The organism is Pristimantibacillus sp. Z349TD_6, from assembly GCF_056173205.1.
The window spans coordinates 6417560-6434103 of record NZ_CM149662.1 but is presented as its reverse complement, the minus strand read 5'-3'; the positions used below and the strand labels follow the sequence as shown (position 1 = coordinate 6434103).

Annotated in this window: 17 protein-coding genes and 1 pseudogene; 17 read left to right on the top strand and 1 reads right to left on the bottom strand. The window is 46.3% G+C overall.

Translation table 11 applies throughout. The features are described 5' to 3' along the window. Positions 1–54: 54 nt before the first annotated feature. Positions 55–1221: a hypothetical protein gene (locus AC0VYE_RS28025; protein ID WP_475443883.1), complete on the bottom strand. Its 1167-nt coding sequence runs from the start codon at positions 1219–1221 to the stop codon at positions 55–57. Positions 1222–1365: 144 nt separating this feature from the next. Between AC0VYE_RS28025 and AC0VYE_RS28020 the strand changes: the two genes are divergently transcribed. The 17 genes and pseudogenes from AC0VYE_RS28020 (at position 1366) to AC0VYE_RS27940 (ending at position 16444) form a co-directional block, all read left to right on the top strand. Next, entirely contained in the window at positions 1366–2304 is a 939-nt protein-coding gene (locus tag AC0VYE_RS28020; RefSeq protein ID WP_475443881.1) for a VanW family protein, read from the top strand. Between the two features lie 105 nt (positions 2305–2409). Beyond that, a pseudogene (locus AC0VYE_RS28015) lies at positions 2410–2969 on the top strand (HAD-IIB family hydrolase). 124 nt (positions 2970–3093) lie between these two features. After that, a complete protein-coding gene (locus AC0VYE_RS28010) occupies positions 3094–3381 on the top strand; it encodes a HesB/YadR/YfhF family protein (RefSeq protein ID WP_076269083.1) in 288 nt (95 codons plus the stop codon). Positions 3382–3880: 499 nt separating this feature from the next. Continuing rightward, positions 3881–4663: a formate/nitrite transporter family protein gene (locus AC0VYE_RS28005; protein WP_076269082.1), complete on the top strand. Its 783-nt coding sequence runs from the start codon at positions 3881–3883 to the stop codon at positions 4661–4663. Positions 4664–4665: 2 nt separating this feature from the next. Further along, entirely contained in the window at positions 4666–5580 is a 915-nt protein-coding gene (locus tag AC0VYE_RS28000; protein ID WP_430059526.1) for an L-lactate dehydrogenase, read from the top strand. Positions 5581–5605: 25 nt separating this feature from the next. Then, entirely contained in the window at positions 5606–6136 is a 531-nt protein-coding gene (locus AC0VYE_RS27995; RefSeq protein WP_076269080.1) for a DoxX family protein, read from the top strand. A 162-nt stretch (positions 6137–6298) separates the two neighbouring features. Next, positions 6299–7210, top strand: coding sequence for a LysR family transcriptional regulator (locus tag AC0VYE_RS27990; protein ID WP_076269139.1), 912 nt, complete (start codon positions 6299–6301; stop codon positions 7208–7210). A 284-nt stretch (positions 7211–7494) separates the two neighbouring features. After that, complete coding sequence (locus AC0VYE_RS27985) at positions 7495–8331, top strand: transporter substrate-binding domain-containing protein (protein WP_076269079.1); 837 nt, start codon at positions 7495–7497, stop codon at positions 8329–8331. Positions 8332–8358: 27 nt separating this feature from the next. Then, a complete protein-coding gene (locus tag AC0VYE_RS27980) occupies positions 8359–9147 on the top strand; it encodes an amino acid ABC transporter permease (protein ID WP_076269078.1) in 789 nt (262 codons plus the stop codon). After that, positions 9137–9847, top strand: coding sequence for an amino acid ABC transporter permease (locus AC0VYE_RS27975; protein WP_475443876.1), 711 nt, complete (start codon positions 9137–9139; stop codon positions 9845–9847). The genes AC0VYE_RS27980 and AC0VYE_RS27975 overlap by 11 nt, the downstream gene beginning before the upstream one ends. Continuing rightward, entirely contained in the window at positions 9844–10596 is a 753-nt protein-coding gene (locus AC0VYE_RS27970; protein ID WP_475443874.1) for an amino acid ABC transporter ATP-binding protein, read from the top strand. Before AC0VYE_RS27975 ends, AC0VYE_RS27970 begins: the two co-directional genes overlap by 4 nt. A 21-nt stretch (positions 10597–10617) precedes the next feature. Then, on the top strand, positions 10618–11628 hold the full coding sequence (locus tag AC0VYE_RS27965) for an LLM class flavin-dependent oxidoreductase (protein ID WP_475443872.1): 1011 nt from the start codon (positions 10618–10620) through the stop codon (positions 11626–11628). Continuing rightward, positions 11625–12815: an amidohydrolase gene (locus AC0VYE_RS27960; protein WP_475443870.1), complete on the top strand. Its 1191-nt coding sequence runs from the start codon at positions 11625–11627 to the stop codon at positions 12813–12815. Before AC0VYE_RS27965 ends, AC0VYE_RS27960 begins: the two co-directional genes overlap by 4 nt. Next, positions 12778–13935 carry an N-methyl-L-tryptophan oxidase gene (gene solA / locus AC0VYE_RS27955; protein ID WP_475443869.1) on the top strand — a complete coding sequence of 386 codons (1158 nt, stop codon included), beginning with the start codon at positions 12778–12780 and terminating at the stop codon, positions 13933–13935. The genes AC0VYE_RS27960 and solA overlap by 38 nt, the downstream gene beginning before the upstream one ends. Before the next feature lie 37 nt (positions 13936–13972). Then, a complete protein-coding gene (locus AC0VYE_RS27950; protein WP_475443867.1) occupies positions 13973–14452 on the top strand; it encodes a DinB family protein in 480 nt (159 codons plus the stop codon). Positions 14453–14515: 63 nt separating this feature from the next. Further along, positions 14516–15052 (top strand): GNAT family N-acetyltransferase, encoded by a 537-nt coding sequence (locus AC0VYE_RS27945; RefSeq protein WP_441908559.1) that lies wholly within the window; start codon positions 14516–14518, stop codon positions 15050–15052. A 63-nt stretch (positions 15053–15115) separates the two neighbouring features. Continuing rightward, positions 15116–16444, top strand: coding sequence for an LLM class flavin-dependent oxidoreductase (locus AC0VYE_RS27940; protein ID WP_475443865.1), 1329 nt, complete (start codon positions 15116–15118; stop codon positions 16442–16444). Positions 16445–16544: the final 100 nt, after the last annotated feature.

The window sequence follows — 16544 nt, the reverse complement described above, 5'->3', positions numbered from 1 at the left end:
CCCTATAGCGAAGGAAAGCCGAGTGATTCGGATTCCGCAGCTATAGGGATTTTTTTATTCAATAATATCTTGAATATGCCACGGGGACTTAGAGGTTTCTCGTTTGAACATAAAGGTATAGACGCTGCTTCGGCGAGGCTTATTCAGCTGATGGATGGATACAGGTAATCTTATTTGGGTCGTTAAAGCATCACCAAGCTCATCGGTGTGGATCTGGCCTTTGGATTTTGGCGGGATTTGCTCTCGTATGGAAACGAGTGACTCCATAACATGTAAGATGGAAGCGAGCTTTTCCTTTGGCATTTCTTTGGCGAGCGGAAGCAACAATTCATGGTCTTGATGATACATCGCTTCAACGAAGCTTCTAGCTAGAACGCTTGGCTGAACAGATTCAAAATAAGGTTTGATTTGACCAGCAGCCTTATGTACCATCATTTGGTGCGCGGGGTCTGGTGTATCTGATTTATGGGTGGAGCTGCCTAGAAAGTGAATGCAAAAGTGACCAGAGAAGCCATTCTCCGGAATGCCGTCACCGCCATGCGGCATGCCATTCATAGAAGCAGCGATCCAGGTGTCGCCGGAGTGGACGAGTATGGCTTTTCTTTTCCAGCTCCATTTGTCATTATAAATTTGCTTCATAACACGGGAATCCTCTTTCGTTAACGGCTGAACATCTGCATGATCGCTGCCAGCGCGCCGCTGTACATGGAAGGTTAATCCCGTCTCCAGCTCCGTCACGGAAAACATGCTTTTTTTAGGCAAAAGCTCCGTTGCTTGCTGCCATGTCAACAATTTCCCGTAATGCTGTGTCCGCAAACCCTCGGCTAATCGAACCAGCTTCTTAGCTAGCTTGTCAGGCAAAATTATTTTTTCTGCTTTTGCTTCGTTCCAGAGCTGTCCAGAGCGATCCAAGCGATAATGTACCGTTTCAGCAGACTTTAGTGCGATGTCTATATCGGAGTAATAGTCTATTTCTGCTTCAGGAACATGCTTGGATTGACGCAAAGCGGCATCCATTTCTTGGCTTTCAATTTGCAGCTCGCTCATAAATGAGGATTGTTGACCAGAGCGGACAGTCATAATCATTATAAGTTGCTGCTGCTCATTTGATTTTTTGGGCTTCAACATCATCGTCTGCGCAGCGGCATCGTTGGCTTGTAAGGTTAACAGCGATATAAGAACGAATATAACAACAGCTGCTTGTCTCCAGATCCGGGTCATAAGTTGTCCTCCTCCAATCCCAATTGTCGTTATCTTTATATTCAGCCAATTTCCCGTTAATTATGTGGTCACCGCGTATGCATGCTTCTGCCTAAAATGATTCATACTAGCACGGATACTACCGTATAGGGGTGATTAACGACAATGGGATTGCCTTGGATTCTGGCCATATTGTTTTTGTTCCAGCAAGGAGCATATTCTGATTCTTTAGTTATCGAGCATGAAGGCCATGCGATTTCGGAAATGAAACGTGCACAGTATAGCGATTCGATGACTGGCATTCCGCTCGTTAATCAAGAGAAGCTTGATAAATTTATGGATGAGCTTGATAAACGAGTGCAGAAGCCTCCTATTAACGCAGCGCTGGATGGAGCGGGGAGAATCATGTCCGAGCAGACAGGAAGTAAGCTTAATCGTAAAGCGTTCGAGGAGCTGTTTTACAGCTTTATTTATGAAGGGGAATTATTAAAGCTTGAGGCTCCTATGCTAACGACTTATCCGAAAGTAGACAGCGAGCTGCTCTCGAACATCAAGACCAAAAAAATTGGACTCTATGCTACATACTACAACTCACGCAACAAAAACCGTTCTCATAATGTTGAATTAGCTGCGAAAGCAATTAATAACCATGTCGTTTTCCCGGATGAACGGTTTTCTTTTAATGAGGTTGTTGGCATGCGGACAAGGGAAAAAGGGTATTTGCGTGCTCCAGTCATTGTGAGGGGAGAAGTTTCGGAAGACGTCGGCGGCGGTATTTGTCAAATTTCATCTACCCTCTTTAATGCGGTGGACCGGGCAGGACTCAAAATTGTTGAGCGCTACTCACACAGCCGGCATGTCAAATATGTTCCTCCAGGACGTGATGCGACGGTAAGCTGGTATGGGCCGGACTTTGTGTTTCAAAATAAATATGATCAGCCTATACTCATTCGTGCTTATGCGCAGGGAGGACAGGTTAGCATCGTTATTTGCTCTTCGGAAGACGTTAATGCAAAAACGAGACAAGTGCCCAGCGCTTCGAAAAAATTGCCTGAGGAAATTAAGCTGGAGATGGATGCTGGCGGCTCGGAGCCACAAAAATAAACATAAAAGATTAGATTAGGGACTGCCAGTTGGCAGTCTTTTTATGATGTAATTTATTGCTAGATCTCAATTGCAAAGGTAAAGTAAAGCAAGGGAGAGATGCTTATGGATTACAAAATTGTTTTTTTCGATGTAGATGGAACGATTACGCACCATGAGGATGGCAGCATTTCAAATCAAACAAAAAAAGCGATAAAGGCGCTAATTGACAAAGGAATCAAGGTCGTTGCTGCAACAGGCAGGCCGTTATCCATGTGCGATGAAATTAATCCTTGCTTCATTACCCAGCGGCAAATCCTTTGATTTATGAACAAGAGGTTTATTTAATGTGCTTGTTTGCTGATGAAGAAACAGCCCAGAAATACAGGGAGCAGTTTCCTCATTTAACCTTTAGAAGATGGCATCCTTTTGTCCTCAATGTATTGCAGGAGGAGGTATCCAAGTCGCTGGCGATCATCAAGGTTTTGCAGTATTTTAACCTTGATAAATCAGAAGCGGTTGCCTTTGGCGATGGCGAGAACGACATAGATATGCTCGAATTTGTAGGGCTAGGCATTGCAATGGGCAATGGGAGTGAACGGCTAAAAGAAGCAGCTGATTTTGTTACCAAAAAGTCGAGCGAGGACGGAATTGAGTTTGCGCTCAAAAAGTATGGGATTATATAACCCTTTCCTTCTTATACGAAAGTGATCGGCTTTTTTTGATGATGGTTTGGTACGTAAGGGTTGACACCGCTAAGCGATTTCGTGATGATGGAGTAGAGCATGTAGCGGAAGGAGCTGACCTAAGATGAATTTAATAGTGGAACAACCAGCAGCTCGCTGGTACAAAAAAGAAATGGGTCTTTCCGATGGTGAAGCGATTCGTATTTACGTTCGCCTGGGCGGCTGCGGCAGCGTTCATCCAGGACTTTCACTTGGCATTATGAAGGATGAGCCCAAGACAGCGGGACTTCGTGATGTCGTAGAAGGTATTACCTATTTTATAGAAGATGATAATCTGTGGTATTTGGATAATAAGACGCTTCGCATTTCTTTTGACGAGAAGTATGAAGAAATTAAAATGGTTGTGGAATAACCACATGGCATAGCAGGACAACAAAAAAGGAGCAGCTCCATAGGTCATAAACCTTAAGGAGCTGCTCCTTTTTTGCGTGTTGGCGCTTATTTGTTACTTATCATGATGCGATTCTGCTTTAGTTTTGTCCTGGCATGAGCTTTTTGAGCAATTGCAGCATTTGCCGTTATGACGATGACCAGCTGCCTTGTCTTTATCATGTGGTGCTCCGTTTTCTGTATTCTCCTTGTTATCCTCATTTATAGATGCTTGTATGTCCATTTTGTTTACCGCCATCCTCTCATTTACCGATCACTTATTTCTATTATAAAAGAATGATCATGGAGGCCACATCGGGGAACCTCCCTATTTGCTAAGCAGCTTTCGCATAGAAACCCTTAGCTATAGTTCAGGGAGTTCCCCGACATACAAATGGAAGAGAATCCCCTAAACTAAAGGTGTAGCAAACGAAAGCGAGCACAGCATAAACGATTAACACCACACATTAGGAGGATTTCATATGGAGCATGCTCCTTTGAGAAGGGTTGAACAGCTTGCTTTGAAGAAGCAAAAGGTGTTTTTGACAAGCAAGCTGAGATATATATTGCGAGCCATGTTAGCGAGTATGTTTATCGGATTTGGCGTAATCGTAGCGTTTAAGACAGGCAGCTTTTTCTATGAGTCACATAGTCCGCTAACCTATCCAATGGCGGCGATAACGTTTGGAGCAGCAATCATTCTAATCGCCTATGGCGGAGGAGATCTTTTTACAGGAAACACCTTCTATTTCACCTTTGCAGCTCTTAGGGGCAAAATGCGCTGGCTAAACGTTGTAAAGCTATGGTGTGCAAGCTACGCAGGCAACTTTCTTGGTGCAGTTGCTTTCGCCCTTCTCATATGGGCAACCGGATTGTTCAGCGATGCGTCCGTTAATGGATTTTTACTCAGTGTCGTAGAGAAGAAGCTTCACGCACCGGTATGGGAATTGTTTTTCCGGGGTGTATTGTGTAACTGGCTGGTCTGCTTAGCATTTTTTGTTCCGATGTCACTGCGCGGAGATGGGCCAAAGTTGTTCGCTATGATGCTATTCGTATTCTGCTTCTTTATTTCAGGCTACGAGCACAGCATCGCTAATCTTTGCACCTTCGCCATTGCGCTTGTGCTGAATCATCCGGGAACCATTTCACTAGAAGGCATGATTCATAATCTTGTACCTGTAACACTAGGTAATTTAATTGGTGGCTCCGTCCTTATGGGCGTTATGTATTATTTCGTAAACAAACCATTTGAAGAGGTGGAATAACAATGAAAAAATCAAAAGTTGTCGTTATTGGTGTAGGAGCAGTAGGATCCACAACAGCCTATACGCTGCTGCTTCGCAGCCGGATGGATGAGCTTGTGTTAATAGATGCGAATGCAGGCAAAGCAGTTGGGGATGCGCTTGATATGAATCACGGGATGCCATTCCTTGGTCAGACTAAAGTATGGGCAGGAACTTACGAGGACTGTAAGGATGCGGATATCGTCATCATTACAGCTGGAGCAGCACAGAAGCCTGGGGAGCCAAGGCTGAATCTATTAAAGCGCAACATTGCCATCTATGAAAGCATCGTATCCGAAGTATTGAAATACAATGATGACGGCATTCTATTAATCGCTACGAATCCGGTAGATATTATGAGTTACTTCTGCCAGAAAAAGTCGGGCTGGCCAACTCACCGTGTAATCGGTTCAGGCACATTGCTCGATAGTGCTCGTTTCCGCTATCTAATCGGCGAGCGATTGCAGCTTGACCCGCGCAGCGTACATGCCCATATCATTGGGGAGCATGGGGATTCCGAGCTTCCATTATGGAGCCTCGCAAACGTAGCTGGTTCGTCCATCTCGCTTAGCGAGGAAGAAAAGTCAGACATCTTTACGCATACGAGAGATGCGGCCTACGAAATCATAGAAGCGAAAGGTGCCACTTATTACGCTATTGCGTTAGCACTGGATCGTATTGTAACTGCGATATTGTCCAATGAGTCGGCTGTACTCAATGTATCCACGTTAGTTGAAAACTACCACGGCATATCGGATGTATACATGGGTGTTCCGTGCGTCGTTGATCGCAATGGAGTAAGAGAGGTGCTGGACATTCCGATTACAGAGGAAGAAAAAGCGCTGCTGCACCGTTCGGCGAACAAACTGAAGGAACTGATTGAAACGATCTCGGTTTAGACAAAAATAAGAGGAGCTGATCGTCATGGTAACCAAATGGCTAAGCGAAAACAAATATGCAGCGGGCTTAATGCTTGTGCTGCGGGTGTATTTGGGATGGCAATGGCTGAGCGCTGGATGGCATAAGCTGGGCGGATTTGATGCCAGCGGATTTTTAAAAGGAGCTATTGGCAACCCAGTAATGGATAAAGCGACAAACGAATTAGTTTATCCGACGTTCACTGCATTTCTAGAACATGTTGCTCTTCCGAATGCAGGCATCATTAACTTCCTCATTCCCGTTGGTGAATGTTTGGTAGGGCTTGGACTTATCGTTGGCGCACTTACGACAGCTGCAGCATTTTTCGGATTATTAATGAACTTCATGTTTATGTTTGCAGGTACGGTATCGACTAACCCTTGGATGCTGCTAATCGGAATTATCGTATTCATCGCTGGCACGAACGCAGGTAAATTCGGTATTGATTACTTTGCCCTTCCTTATCTGCGCAAATTATTTAAGAAAGGCAACCGCAGCGATAGCGGGTATGCGGACAACAATACAATCCCTCGTTAGAGCGGAACGAATGTAAAGAATAAGGGTTGCTCCACAAGTAGGTATCTACTTTTGGGGCAACCCGTTTTTTTTGGTCGATTGACATGAACTCCTTAGTTTGTTACTTTAATTATATATATTCGTATTGGTTTAGTTGGATTTAAGTAAGTGGAGGTGTGTCAAATCAACATTGAGAATATAGAAGCATTCGTCTATGTCATCCATTGTGGAAGCTTTAATAAAGCAGCTGACGCGTTGTATTTGTCTCAGCCTTCTGTAACAGCAAGAATTAAGTCCCTTGAGCAGGAGCTCGACTGCAAGCTGTTCGATCGAAATGGCAAACAGATTCAAATAACGGAAGACGGTAAACGATTTCTCCCTTATGCCCAGCAGCTGCTGCTCATCTATCAGAAGGGCAAGCAGCATATTAATCAGAAGAAGTCTTTGCCGAACGAGTTCCGAATTGGCTGTACCGTGTCTGTCTCCAATTATATTATTCCTGACTTATTACCTCGCTTAAAGAAGAAATTCCCACACACTCACTATAAAATCGTCACAAGCACCACGGATGAGATTGTGAATAAAGTGCTGAGCAAGGAAGTGGATATTGGCTTTGTTCGCAAGGTGAATCATCCTAACCTGCAGTCGACCAAGTTCTATGAAGATCCAATACGGCTGCATGTGTATCATGGGCATCCGTTCTTAACAACGGATAAGCTGACGGTTGAGGCGATCGCTGAGCAGCCGCTCGTTTTTTTTGAATGCGGCTCATTGGATTGGCTTCGCATTCATCGTATATTCGAGAATTTGGAGCTGCCGCCCAACATTCAAATTCAGACGGATAATTCTGAGATGGCCAAAAAGCTTGTCATTCAGAAAGCAGGCATCGCGTTTCTTCCAGGCTTATGCGCCCAGCAGGAGCTGCAGGATGGGAAGCTTTATCCGATACGCGTCCCCGAGACGGAAGGCATTTTTTTACAGACGAACCTCATTTCGCATCATGGAGAGCATTTGGAATTTGTACATGCCATTACCGAAATAGGCAAGCAATTAGCAGATGCGGAGCTAAGCTTATCAGCAAATATAAATCTGTAATACAAAAACTCTATTATTCGAAAAGCGATGGGTATGGTACATTCATAATTACAGTTAAGCCGATATGAAAAGTGCACTTAATCACATTCGTCCGCTGCTCCTACTGAAGCAGCGGACGTTTTTTGTTGATAAAAGCATCATTGGATTATTCAATTTTCTTATAGAAGATCTCTATAAGCTAGAGGATTGACGAAGCTGGCAGTCCGGTGGTAAAGTGAATTCAACATAATCCTTACTTAACAGGTAGGAATTATAAGGATTTAAACATTTAGGGGGAAAAGAAAATGAAAAAACGATTCGTTTTATCGATTGCACTCGTCCTTGCCCTTACAGTTGCTGGCTGCGGAAGCAATAAAAACAACACCGGCGGCAGTGCGGAAACAGGAAGCGGAGAGGCTTCCAAATCCGTAACAAAAATTGTTGTTGGCACAGGAACACAATTCCCTAAAGTTTGCTTTATAGATGAGAATGGCAAGCTTACTGGTTTCGATGTAGAGCTTGTAAGAGAAATTGATAAACGTCTTCCAGATTATGAATTTGACATTCAAACGCTTGAATTTACGAACCTGCTGTTAAGCTTGGAAACGAAAAAAATTGACATGATTGCACATGAGATGGAGCAAAATCCGGAACGCGTACAGAAGTACCTCTTTAATAAAGAGCCTTATGCGCACTGGAGAAACAAGATCATTGTTGACAAGGACAATAATTCAGTTCAAACGTTGGCTGATCTAAAAGGTAAAAAAGTGCTAACAACGGCAACAAGCGCAGCGGCAACGATTCTTGAAAATTACAACAAGGAAAACGGAAACGCGCTTGAGCTTGTGTATCAAAATGGCGGCGCAAACGACAACGTATCGCAAGTAACCTCGGGCCGAGTGGATGCCTTCCTCGCTGCTGACTTTACTTTATCGTTAGTTGATCCGAAGAAAGAGCTTAAAGCAGTAGGACCGGCACTGAGCGAAGCAGACATCTTGTTCATGTTCCGCAAGGACGATCCGGAGCAGCAAAAGCTTTCTGATGCAGTTGATGTAGTAATCAAAGAACTGAAAGCAGACGGTACGCTGGCTAAGCTTAGCTCAGAATGGCTGGGCGATGATTTTACTTCCCAAGAAAAATAAACCCAATTGAAAGGTGAGATGGCTAAGGTGGGAGAACCTTTTGATATCAGCTACGTGTTCGAGTATCTAATAAAGCTGCTGCCTACCTTGAAAGTCACTCTTCTTATTGTGGTGAGTTCCATCGTACTTGGGGTTGGCGTCGGATTTATCGTCGCCTTTCCCCAGCTTTATAAGATTCCGGTTCTAAGACGGTTTTCACAGGTGTATTTATCTTTTTTTAGAGGGACGCCTATACTCATTCAGCTATTTCTGTTTTATTACGGCTTGCCTGAGGTTTTGAAGCTTTTTCATTTGGATGTAGCTAAAGTGCCGGCATTATATTTTGTCATCCTTACTTATGCGCTGCACAGCGGAGCCTATATAGCGGAGATGATTCGCGCGGCTGTCGGGGCAGTGGATAGGGGCCAGGTTGAAGCAGCTTATGCGGTAGGAATGACGGGTTTCCAAGCTTTTACCCGAATTGTACTACCTCAAGCCGTTTCGATTGCATTGCCGGTATTCTCTAATCTTGTTATCGCAAATTTGAAGGATACATCACTCGCCTTTTCGTTAGGTATTATGGAATTAACAGGAAAATCACAAACACTGGCTGTTATGTCGAGGCATTTCCTTGAAACGTATGTTTCGCTCGCGATTATCTACTTTATTTTGAGCTTTGGGCTTGAGAAGCTGTTCCATTTGATCGAACGCAGGTTATTGAAGCACGAGCGCCGCATCGCGGTAGAAGACAAAGAACCTCTTATCAAAAAAGATAAATCAAGGCGGTTTGCAGCCGGAATAGGCTTTGGCAGAGGAGGAAGGGAAAATGAAGCTTGATTTCGCATTCATATGGACGGCTTTTGTTCAGCTTTTGAGCGCGGTGCCTACGGCTTTGGCGATTACGTTCGTTTCTGTTTTTTGCGGCTTTATCATTGGCACATCTGTAGCCGTCATTAGACTTTATAAGATTCCAGTCCTTTATCCTATCGCCGTTTCCTATGTTACCGTCATCCGCGGAACTCCTATGCTAACGCATTTATTGCTTATTTATTTCGGTTTGCCGATTATCGTTGATGGTATAGCTGAGGCGTTAGGCTTGTCGTTCCGTTCGGTTTCAATTCCCATGATAGGATTCGCTTATATTTCTTTCTCGATTACGGCTGGCGCATACATGTCTGAGGTTGTCAGATCGGGACTGCTTGCGGTTAACCGAGGACAAATGGAAGCAGCGTATTCCATTGGAATGACGACCTCGCAAGCGATGCGCCGAATTATTTTGCCCCAAGCCTTTGCTGCCAGCTTGCCTAACTTATCGAACTCGGTAATTGGCATGCTGCACGGATCAACGCTGGCTTTTACAGTGTCCGTCGTTGACATTAATGCTAAAGCGCAAATCGTTGCTTCAACAAACTGGAAGTTTTTTGAGGCATACCTTGCCGCAGCTCTTATTTTCTGGGGATTAACCTTTTTCATCGAGCGACTGACCGCGTTAGCCGAGAAGCGCTTTAACCTGTACAACAGAGGCGGTGTCTCATGATTAAGCTGACGCAAATTAGGAAGAGCTTCGGACGCAATGAAGTGCTCAAAGGAATCGATCTTACAGTCAATAAAGGCGAGGTCGTTGCGATACTCGGGCCAAGCGGCTCCGGGAAAACAACGCTGCTGCGCTGCATCAATTATTTAGAGAAGCCAAGCGACGGTCAAATTTCGATTGGTGATTTCACCGTTAATTGCAAACGTCCCGATAAAAAAGGAATTCATGCGCTTCGGCAAAAGAGCGCAATGGTTTTCCAGCAATATAATTTATTTAAGCATAAGACGGCAATTGAAAATGTAATGGAAGGTCTCCTCATCGTTAAGAAGCTCCCGAAGGAAGAGGCGCGGCAAAAAAGCGAGGAGCTGCTTGAAAAGGTTGGTCTTGGCAATAAGCTGCATGCTTATCCGAGCGAGCTGTCTGGCGGACAACAGCAGCGTGTGGGCATCGCTCGTGCGCTGGCGCTGAACCCAGAAGTTATTTTGTTCGATGAGCCGACTTCGGCGCTTGATCCAGAGCTGGTTGGCGAGGTGCTTAGCGTAATTCGCAAAATCGCAAAAGAAGGCATTACGATGATTATCGTGACCCATGAAATGAGCTTTGCGCAGGATGTTGCCAGCCATGTTGTCTTTATGGACGGCGGAGCGATCGTTGAAGAGGGCAGGCCTAACGATATTTTCACCAATCCGAAAGAAGAACGAACCAAACAATTTTTGAAACGGATCACACCTGAGGGTGTCTATTCCATCTAACACATAGAGGAGCGAATCAATATGTCACTCAAAATTGGCATTCTGGATCAAAGTATTATTTTTCCCGGTCAAACTGCTGCTGAAGCCTTGGCGAATACCGTGAGGCTGGCGCAATTGGCAGAAACGCTTGGTTTCGAGCGCTTCTGGGTATCAGAGCATCATGATTCTCCCGGGATGGCGGGGTCCTCGCCAGAGGTGCTTATTGCTTATTTGCTGGCTCAAACATCATCCATTCGCATTGGTTCAGGCGGCGTAATGCTCCAGCATTACAGCCCTTATAAAGTGGCAGAAAATTTTAATGTGCTTGCTTCACTCGCGCCAGGAAGAGTTGAGCTGGGCATCGGGCGAGCGCCAGGCGGATTGCCGCGTTCTACGAAAGCTTTGCAGAAGGGCGTAGCGGAAGTCGACACTTTAGCTGAGAAGCTGACAGAGCTGGAGCAGCTGCTCCATGATAAGACTGGCGAAGAGCATCCGCTGGCTGGGCTTGTTGCAAGTCCGCTGCCGAAGCAGCCTGCTGACATTTTTTTGCTTGGCACAAGCTTATCAAGCGCGGAGCTGGCTGCGGAGAAGGGTTATCCGTATGCTTTTGCATTATTCATTAATAACGATCCAGATACGGCTCAAAAGGCGATAAATACGTATCGGAATAAATTTAATCGGTCGTTTGGCGGAGAGCCTAAAGCGATTCTAGCATTGTCAGTAATAGCATCCGATTCGGAAGAAGAAGCGAATGAGCTGGCAGGTCATTTTAAAAATGTGAGAGTTACACTGGCAAGCGGCAAGACTGTAAACGTAGGCACGCTGGAACAAGCGAAGGAATTTGCTAGGCAGGCGGGAGAGACATTTACAGCAGAGGAAAGGGATGCGGATATTACCCGCGGCACCAAGGAGACGGTTCGCAAACGACTGCTTGAAATTGGGGAGCAGTATGGCGTGGATGAGTTTATTTTTACGACGATTATTCCTGATTTCGCCAAGCGTGTACGATCCTTCGAGCTGCTTAAGGAAGCCTTTGAAGGAGAGTTGGTATGAGCGATTTCTCAGCTGAATTCATAGAGGAGAAGTTGATAGCCATTCGAAGGCAGCTGCATCAGCATCCTGAGCTTTCTCATGAGGAGTTCGAGACGACGGCTTCCATACGCGGCTGGTTAACGGAGGCGGGCATTCGAGTTGTTGATTATGGACTTCAAACCGGTGTCATTGCAGAGATTGGTGGATTGCACGGCGGCCCGATTGTCGCGGTTCGCGCGGATATAGACGCACTGCCGATACAGGAGGAGACGGGTCTTGCATTTGCTTCAACAATTCCGGGTAAAATGCATGCCTGCGGACATGATTTCCACACGGCGTCGATTATAGGAACTGCTCTTTTGCTCAAGGAACGGGAGCAGGAGCTGCAAGGAACGGTGCGCTTGTTGTTCCAGCCTGCGGAAGAAAAAGCAAAGGGTGCTCAGAGGCTTATTGCAAGCGGAGCTTTGGAAGGCGTGAGCGCGGTGTTCGGCATGCATAACAAGCCGGATCTCCCAGTTGGAACGATTGGAATTACAGGCGGGCCAATCATGGCGGCAGCTGATGGTTTTGTCGTTGAAGTGGAAGGCCGCGGCAGTCATGCCGCAGTACCTGAAGCGGGTCTTGATCCGATCGTAACCGCGGCGCATATGATTACGGCGCTGCAATCGATCGTAAGCCGCAGCGTAAGTGCGCTGGACAGTGCGGTTGTTAGTGTGACAAGGCTTCATGCGGGAACCGCTTGGAATATTATTTCGGACAAAGCGGTATTTGACGGTACGCTGCGTACGTTTGAAGAGCATGTCCGCATGAAAGTGCGCGAGCGCTTTGATCAGGTCGTAAATGGTGTAGCATCGGCGTTTGCAACGAGTGCGAAAGTGAAGTGGCTGGAAGGGCCGCCAGCAGTTGTCAATGATCAGAAGTGGGCCGATCAAGCTTCGATAACAGCGAATGCTCTTGGCCTTGCAGTGGTGAAGCCGACGCCTTCTCCGGCAGGCGAGGATTTTGCGTTTTATTTGAAGGAAACCGAAGGGGTGTTTGTGTTTTTTGGCACAGCCGGCTCACAGGAATGGCATCATCCAGCCTTTGATTTAGATGAAAAAGCATTGCCGATTGCTGCTTCTTTTTTTGCTTCCCTTGCTGTGGATGCTCTGCGCAAGCTGGCGGGCGAGAATGCGCCGGGAGGACGACAACATTCCGAAATCATATGATGTGATCATCGTTGGGGCAGGCTCCATGGGGATGAGCGCAGGTTATGAGCTCGCAGCCCGCGGAGCAAGGACTTTACTCATTGATGCTTTTGATCCGCCGCATAATATGGGAAGCCATCACGGCGAGCCGCGTCTAATCCGGCATGCTTATCATGGCGGCGATACTTATGTGAAGATGGCGCTTCGTGCTGATGAGAGGTGGCTGGCACTCGAGAAAGCAACGGGGGAAAAGCTGCTGGAGCGATCGGGCGTGCTCAATATGGCAGAATCGAGCTTTTACAATTATGAAGGCAGATTAGGCGATGCTATGGCCAACGGCGTTCAAGTGGAGCTGCTGCGAGCGGAAGAAATTAATCGGCGTTTTCCAGGTGTTCAATTGGCTGACTCCTTCCAAGGGATGTACGAGCCGAATGCGGGTTACTTATACAGTGAAAAATGTGTAGCTGCTTATAAGCAGCAAGCTATAGCAGCCGGAGCAGAGCTTCTGGTAAACAGCTTCGTTACAGATATTCAGGCGAGTGCTTCAAGCGTCACCGTTCATACGAAAGAAGCTGCTTATACCGCACAGCAAATCATTATTACCGCCGGCGCATGGTTTGGCATGCTCGCGAAGCATGTTAAGCTTCCCATTCGTGCAGTTCGCAAGGTAGTAGGGTGGTTTGAAACGCGTTCACCCGCTTTTGATGCAGGCGTATTTCCCGGCTTCACTTGGGGCGGCGCGCTGGGAGGCTACTACGGCTTTCCGAGCATCGGCGGCGCTGGAATTAAAATTGGCAGACACGATACAGGCGTGGAGTGGCAGCCAGGTGAGCCGATTGCTCCATTTGGTGCTTATCCAGAAGACGAAGAGGATCTTCGCCGCGCGCTTGCCGCTTTTGTTCCGGATGCGGCCGGCAAGCTTTTGCGGGGGGCAGTATGCAAATACGAGTTTACGCCTGATGAGGATTTCATTATTGATGCTCATCCTGAGCATCATAATGTGCTGCTTGCTGGCGGTTTTTCCGGTCATGGCTTTAAATTTGCGAGCGTGGTTGGCGAGATTTTGGCTGACAAAATACAAAAAAAGAATACAGGGTACGATTTACGATTATTTGAGCTTGATCGTTTTAGCAGGGCATAACACAATTTACTTTTGTTATTCACGAGGAGGATTTTAAATGAGCGAACCCATTGTCGATATTCATGCATTTGTGAACGTATATGATCAAATTGAGCAGGAATTGGAAGGGCTGTCGGATCACCAGCTGAAATGGAAGGCTGCCCCTGAGTCATGGAGTGTGACCGAGGTGCTCGCTCATCTCATTGATCACAGCATTATCGTATCCTTTCGCATTCGTGAAATCTTGTCTGGCTCCGAGACAAGGCTGCCTTCCTTTAAACAGGATGCTTGGGTGTCTGGCCAAAGGGCAAATGAAGGCGATGCTAAAGATATTTTGCTTGCGGCACGTTCACTTGTTCAATATAACAGCCTGTTGTTTAATCGTTTGACCGAGGAAGAATGGAGCAAGACCGGCATTAACTTTAAAGGTGAGCCCGTATCAATAGCTGTGATCGTACCGGCATTTGTGAAACACGTGCAAGGTCACTTAGGTCAAATTCGTCGAATCAAGCAGGGAGAGCTGGACTCTCGCAATTAGATTGATGCCATTTTAAAAGGTATAGCCATTGTAATCATATAAAGGGAGAGCAGGTGAAGAAGCATGTCTGATACAGCTGTCATTATTCGTAATGCTGAGCTTGAGGATCTAGATGCTACACGGGAAGTACTTATTGATGCTTATGGCCAATATGAGCAAGTGCTGCCTGAAGCGGCATGGAATCAATATAAAGAAAGCATACTGGAATCTGTTGAAGGCGCAGCAACGAAGGCGCGTTTAGTCGCGGTGCTCGGCGGGAAGATCGTTGGAAGTGTGTTCTTGTTTGATTCCTCTGAAGCGGCCTATGGACGGCCGGAGCTTCAAATTCATTCACCGATTATTCGCCTGCTCGCTGTATCGCAGACAGCACGCGGCTTCGGCGTAGCGACGGAGCTTATCCGTGCCAGTGCAAAGCTTGCAAAGGAATGGGGAGCGGAGACGCTGCATCTTCATACTTCAGACATGATGGATTCAGCTGTAAGGCTGTACGAGCGCCTTGGCTTCGAGCGCGCATTCGATAAGGATTTAATGAATGGGGAAACGCTCGTTAAGAGCTACCGGCTTCAATTAAAGGAAGCGTCGTTATTGCAGGTAACTTAGCAGGACTGCTGCTTTTGCTGTCAGAAGATCAATCATACTATGTTTATTAGGAGGCTGTTTATTATGGCGAACCGCAAGCAACTTAAGTTTGGCGCATTGATTCATGGTGTGGGAGGCAATATCTCGGCATGGCGGCATCCGGAAGTGCCGGCTGATGCGAGCGTGAACTTTAAATTTTATACGGAGCAAGCACAGACTGCTGAAGCGGGTAAGTTTGATCTAGTCTTTATCGCTGACGGTCTATATATAAACGAAAAATCGATTCCGCATTTTTTAAACCGCTTTGAGCCGATTACGATATTGTCCGCGCTGGCAGCTGTTACGTCCAAAATTGGATTGGTTGGCACATTATCGAGCTCATATAGTGAGCCGTTTACGGTTGCAAGACAATTTGGCTCTTTAGATCATATTAGCGGCGGTCGTGCTGGATGGAATGTTGTTACATCTCCGCTTGAGGGCTCGGCAAGCAATTTCAGCAAAACGGATCATCCGACACATGATGAGCGCTACAAAATTGCCGAAGAGTATTTGGAAGTGACACGCGGTTTGTGGGATTCTTGGGAGGACGATGCTTTCGTCAGAGACAAAGAGTCAGGTGTGTTCTTTGATCCGTCTAAGCTGCACCGTCTAGATCATAAAGGCGAGTATTTCTCCGTTCAAGGTCCGCTTAATATTGCTCGCTCGAAGCAAGGTCATCCGGTTATTTTTCAAGCGGGCTCTTCTGAGAGCGGCAAGAAGCTGGCTGGCAAAGCAGCAGATGCGGTATTCACAGGCCATGACAATATCGAAGATGCCAAAGCATTTTATAAAGACGTGAAGGATCGTACGGTGGCTGAAGGCCGTTCGGTGGATGATATCGTTATTCTTCCTGGCATTGGTCCGATTATTGGACGCACGGAAGAGGAAGCTGAGCGCAAGTACCAAGAGCTGGCAGAGTTAGTGACGATCGAGAATGCTTTGAACTATTTAGGGCGTTTCTTCGAGCATCATGACTTCTCTCAATATCAGCTTGATGAGCAGTTCCCAGAGCTTGGCGACCTCGGTCAAAACAGCTTCCGCAGCGGAACGGACAAAATTAAAAAAGTAGCGAAAGAGAAAAATCTTACGCTGCGCCAGGTTGCGCTTCAATCCGCGACTCCGCGTCCGCAATTCATCGGTACACCTGAGAAAATTGCAGATCTGATTGAGGAGTGGCATGAAGAGGGAGCAGCAGACGGCTTCATTATTCATTCTTCGATTCCAAGCGGCTTGAATGATTTTGTTGAGCTGGTTGTTCCAATTCTCCAAGAGCGCGGCATTTATCGCACTGATTATGAATCGGATACGCTGCGCGGCAATCTCGGCTTACAGATTCCAGCGAATCGCTATACCAAAGAGAAAGTGAATAGCTAATTAATTTAAAAATGTATAGTCCTTCCTTCCATGTTGTGATAATGACAAGTCTTGAGAGGGTATAGAGATGGTCGCTTGGGTAGACTTGTATTGAGCGCTC

Coding starts and splice junctions, on each gene's coding strand:
- AC0VYE_RS28005 (WP_076269082.1), top strand. CDS start 3,881: ATGGAGCATGCTCCTTTGAGAAGGGTTGAACAGCTTGCTTTGAAGAAG.
- AC0VYE_RS28010 (WP_076269083.1), top strand. CDS start 3,094: ATGAATTTAATAGTGGAACAACCAGCAGCTCGCTGGTACAAAAAAGAA.
- AC0VYE_RS27950 (WP_475443867.1), top strand. CDS start 13,973: ATGAGCGAACCCATTGTCGATATTCATGCATTTGTGAACGTATATGAT.
- AC0VYE_RS27985 (WP_076269079.1), top strand. CDS start 7,495: ATGAAAAAACGATTCGTTTTATCGATTGCACTCGTCCTTGCCCTTACA.
- AC0VYE_RS28025 (WP_475443883.1), bottom strand. CDS start 1,221: ATGACCCGGATCTGGAGACAAGCAGCTGTTGTTATATTCGTTCTTATA.
- solA (WP_475443869.1), top strand. CDS start 12,778: ATGCGCCGGGAGGACGACAACATTCCGAAATCATATGATGTGATCATC.
- AC0VYE_RS27970 (WP_475443874.1), top strand. CDS start 9,844: ATGATTAAGCTGACGCAAATTAGGAAGAGCTTCGGACGCAATGAAGTG.
- AC0VYE_RS27995 (WP_076269080.1), top strand. CDS start 5,606: ATGGTAACCAAATGGCTAAGCGAAAACAAATATGCAGCGGGCTTAATG.
- AC0VYE_RS28000 (WP_430059526.1), top strand. CDS start 4,666: ATGAAAAAATCAAAAGTTGTCGTTATTGGTGTAGGAGCAGTAGGATCC.
- AC0VYE_RS27975 (WP_475443876.1), top strand. CDS start 9,137: ATGAAGCTTGATTTCGCATTCATATGGACGGCTTTTGTTCAGCTTTTG.
- AC0VYE_RS27960 (WP_475443870.1), top strand. CDS start 11,625: ATGAGCGATTTCTCAGCTGAATTCATAGAGGAGAAGTTGATAGCCATT.
- AC0VYE_RS27965 (WP_475443872.1), top strand. CDS start 10,618: ATGTCACTCAAAATTGGCATTCTGGATCAAAGTATTATTTTTCCCGGT.
- AC0VYE_RS27940 (WP_475443865.1), top strand. CDS start 15,116: ATGGCGAACCGCAAGCAACTTAAGTTTGGCGCATTGATTCATGGTGTG.
- AC0VYE_RS27945 (WP_441908559.1), top strand. CDS start 14,516: ATGTCTGATACAGCTGTCATTATTCGTAATGCTGAGCTTGAGGATCTA.
- AC0VYE_RS28020 (WP_475443881.1), top strand. CDS start 1,366: ATGGGATTGCCTTGGATTCTGGCCATATTGTTTTTGTTCCAGCAAGGA.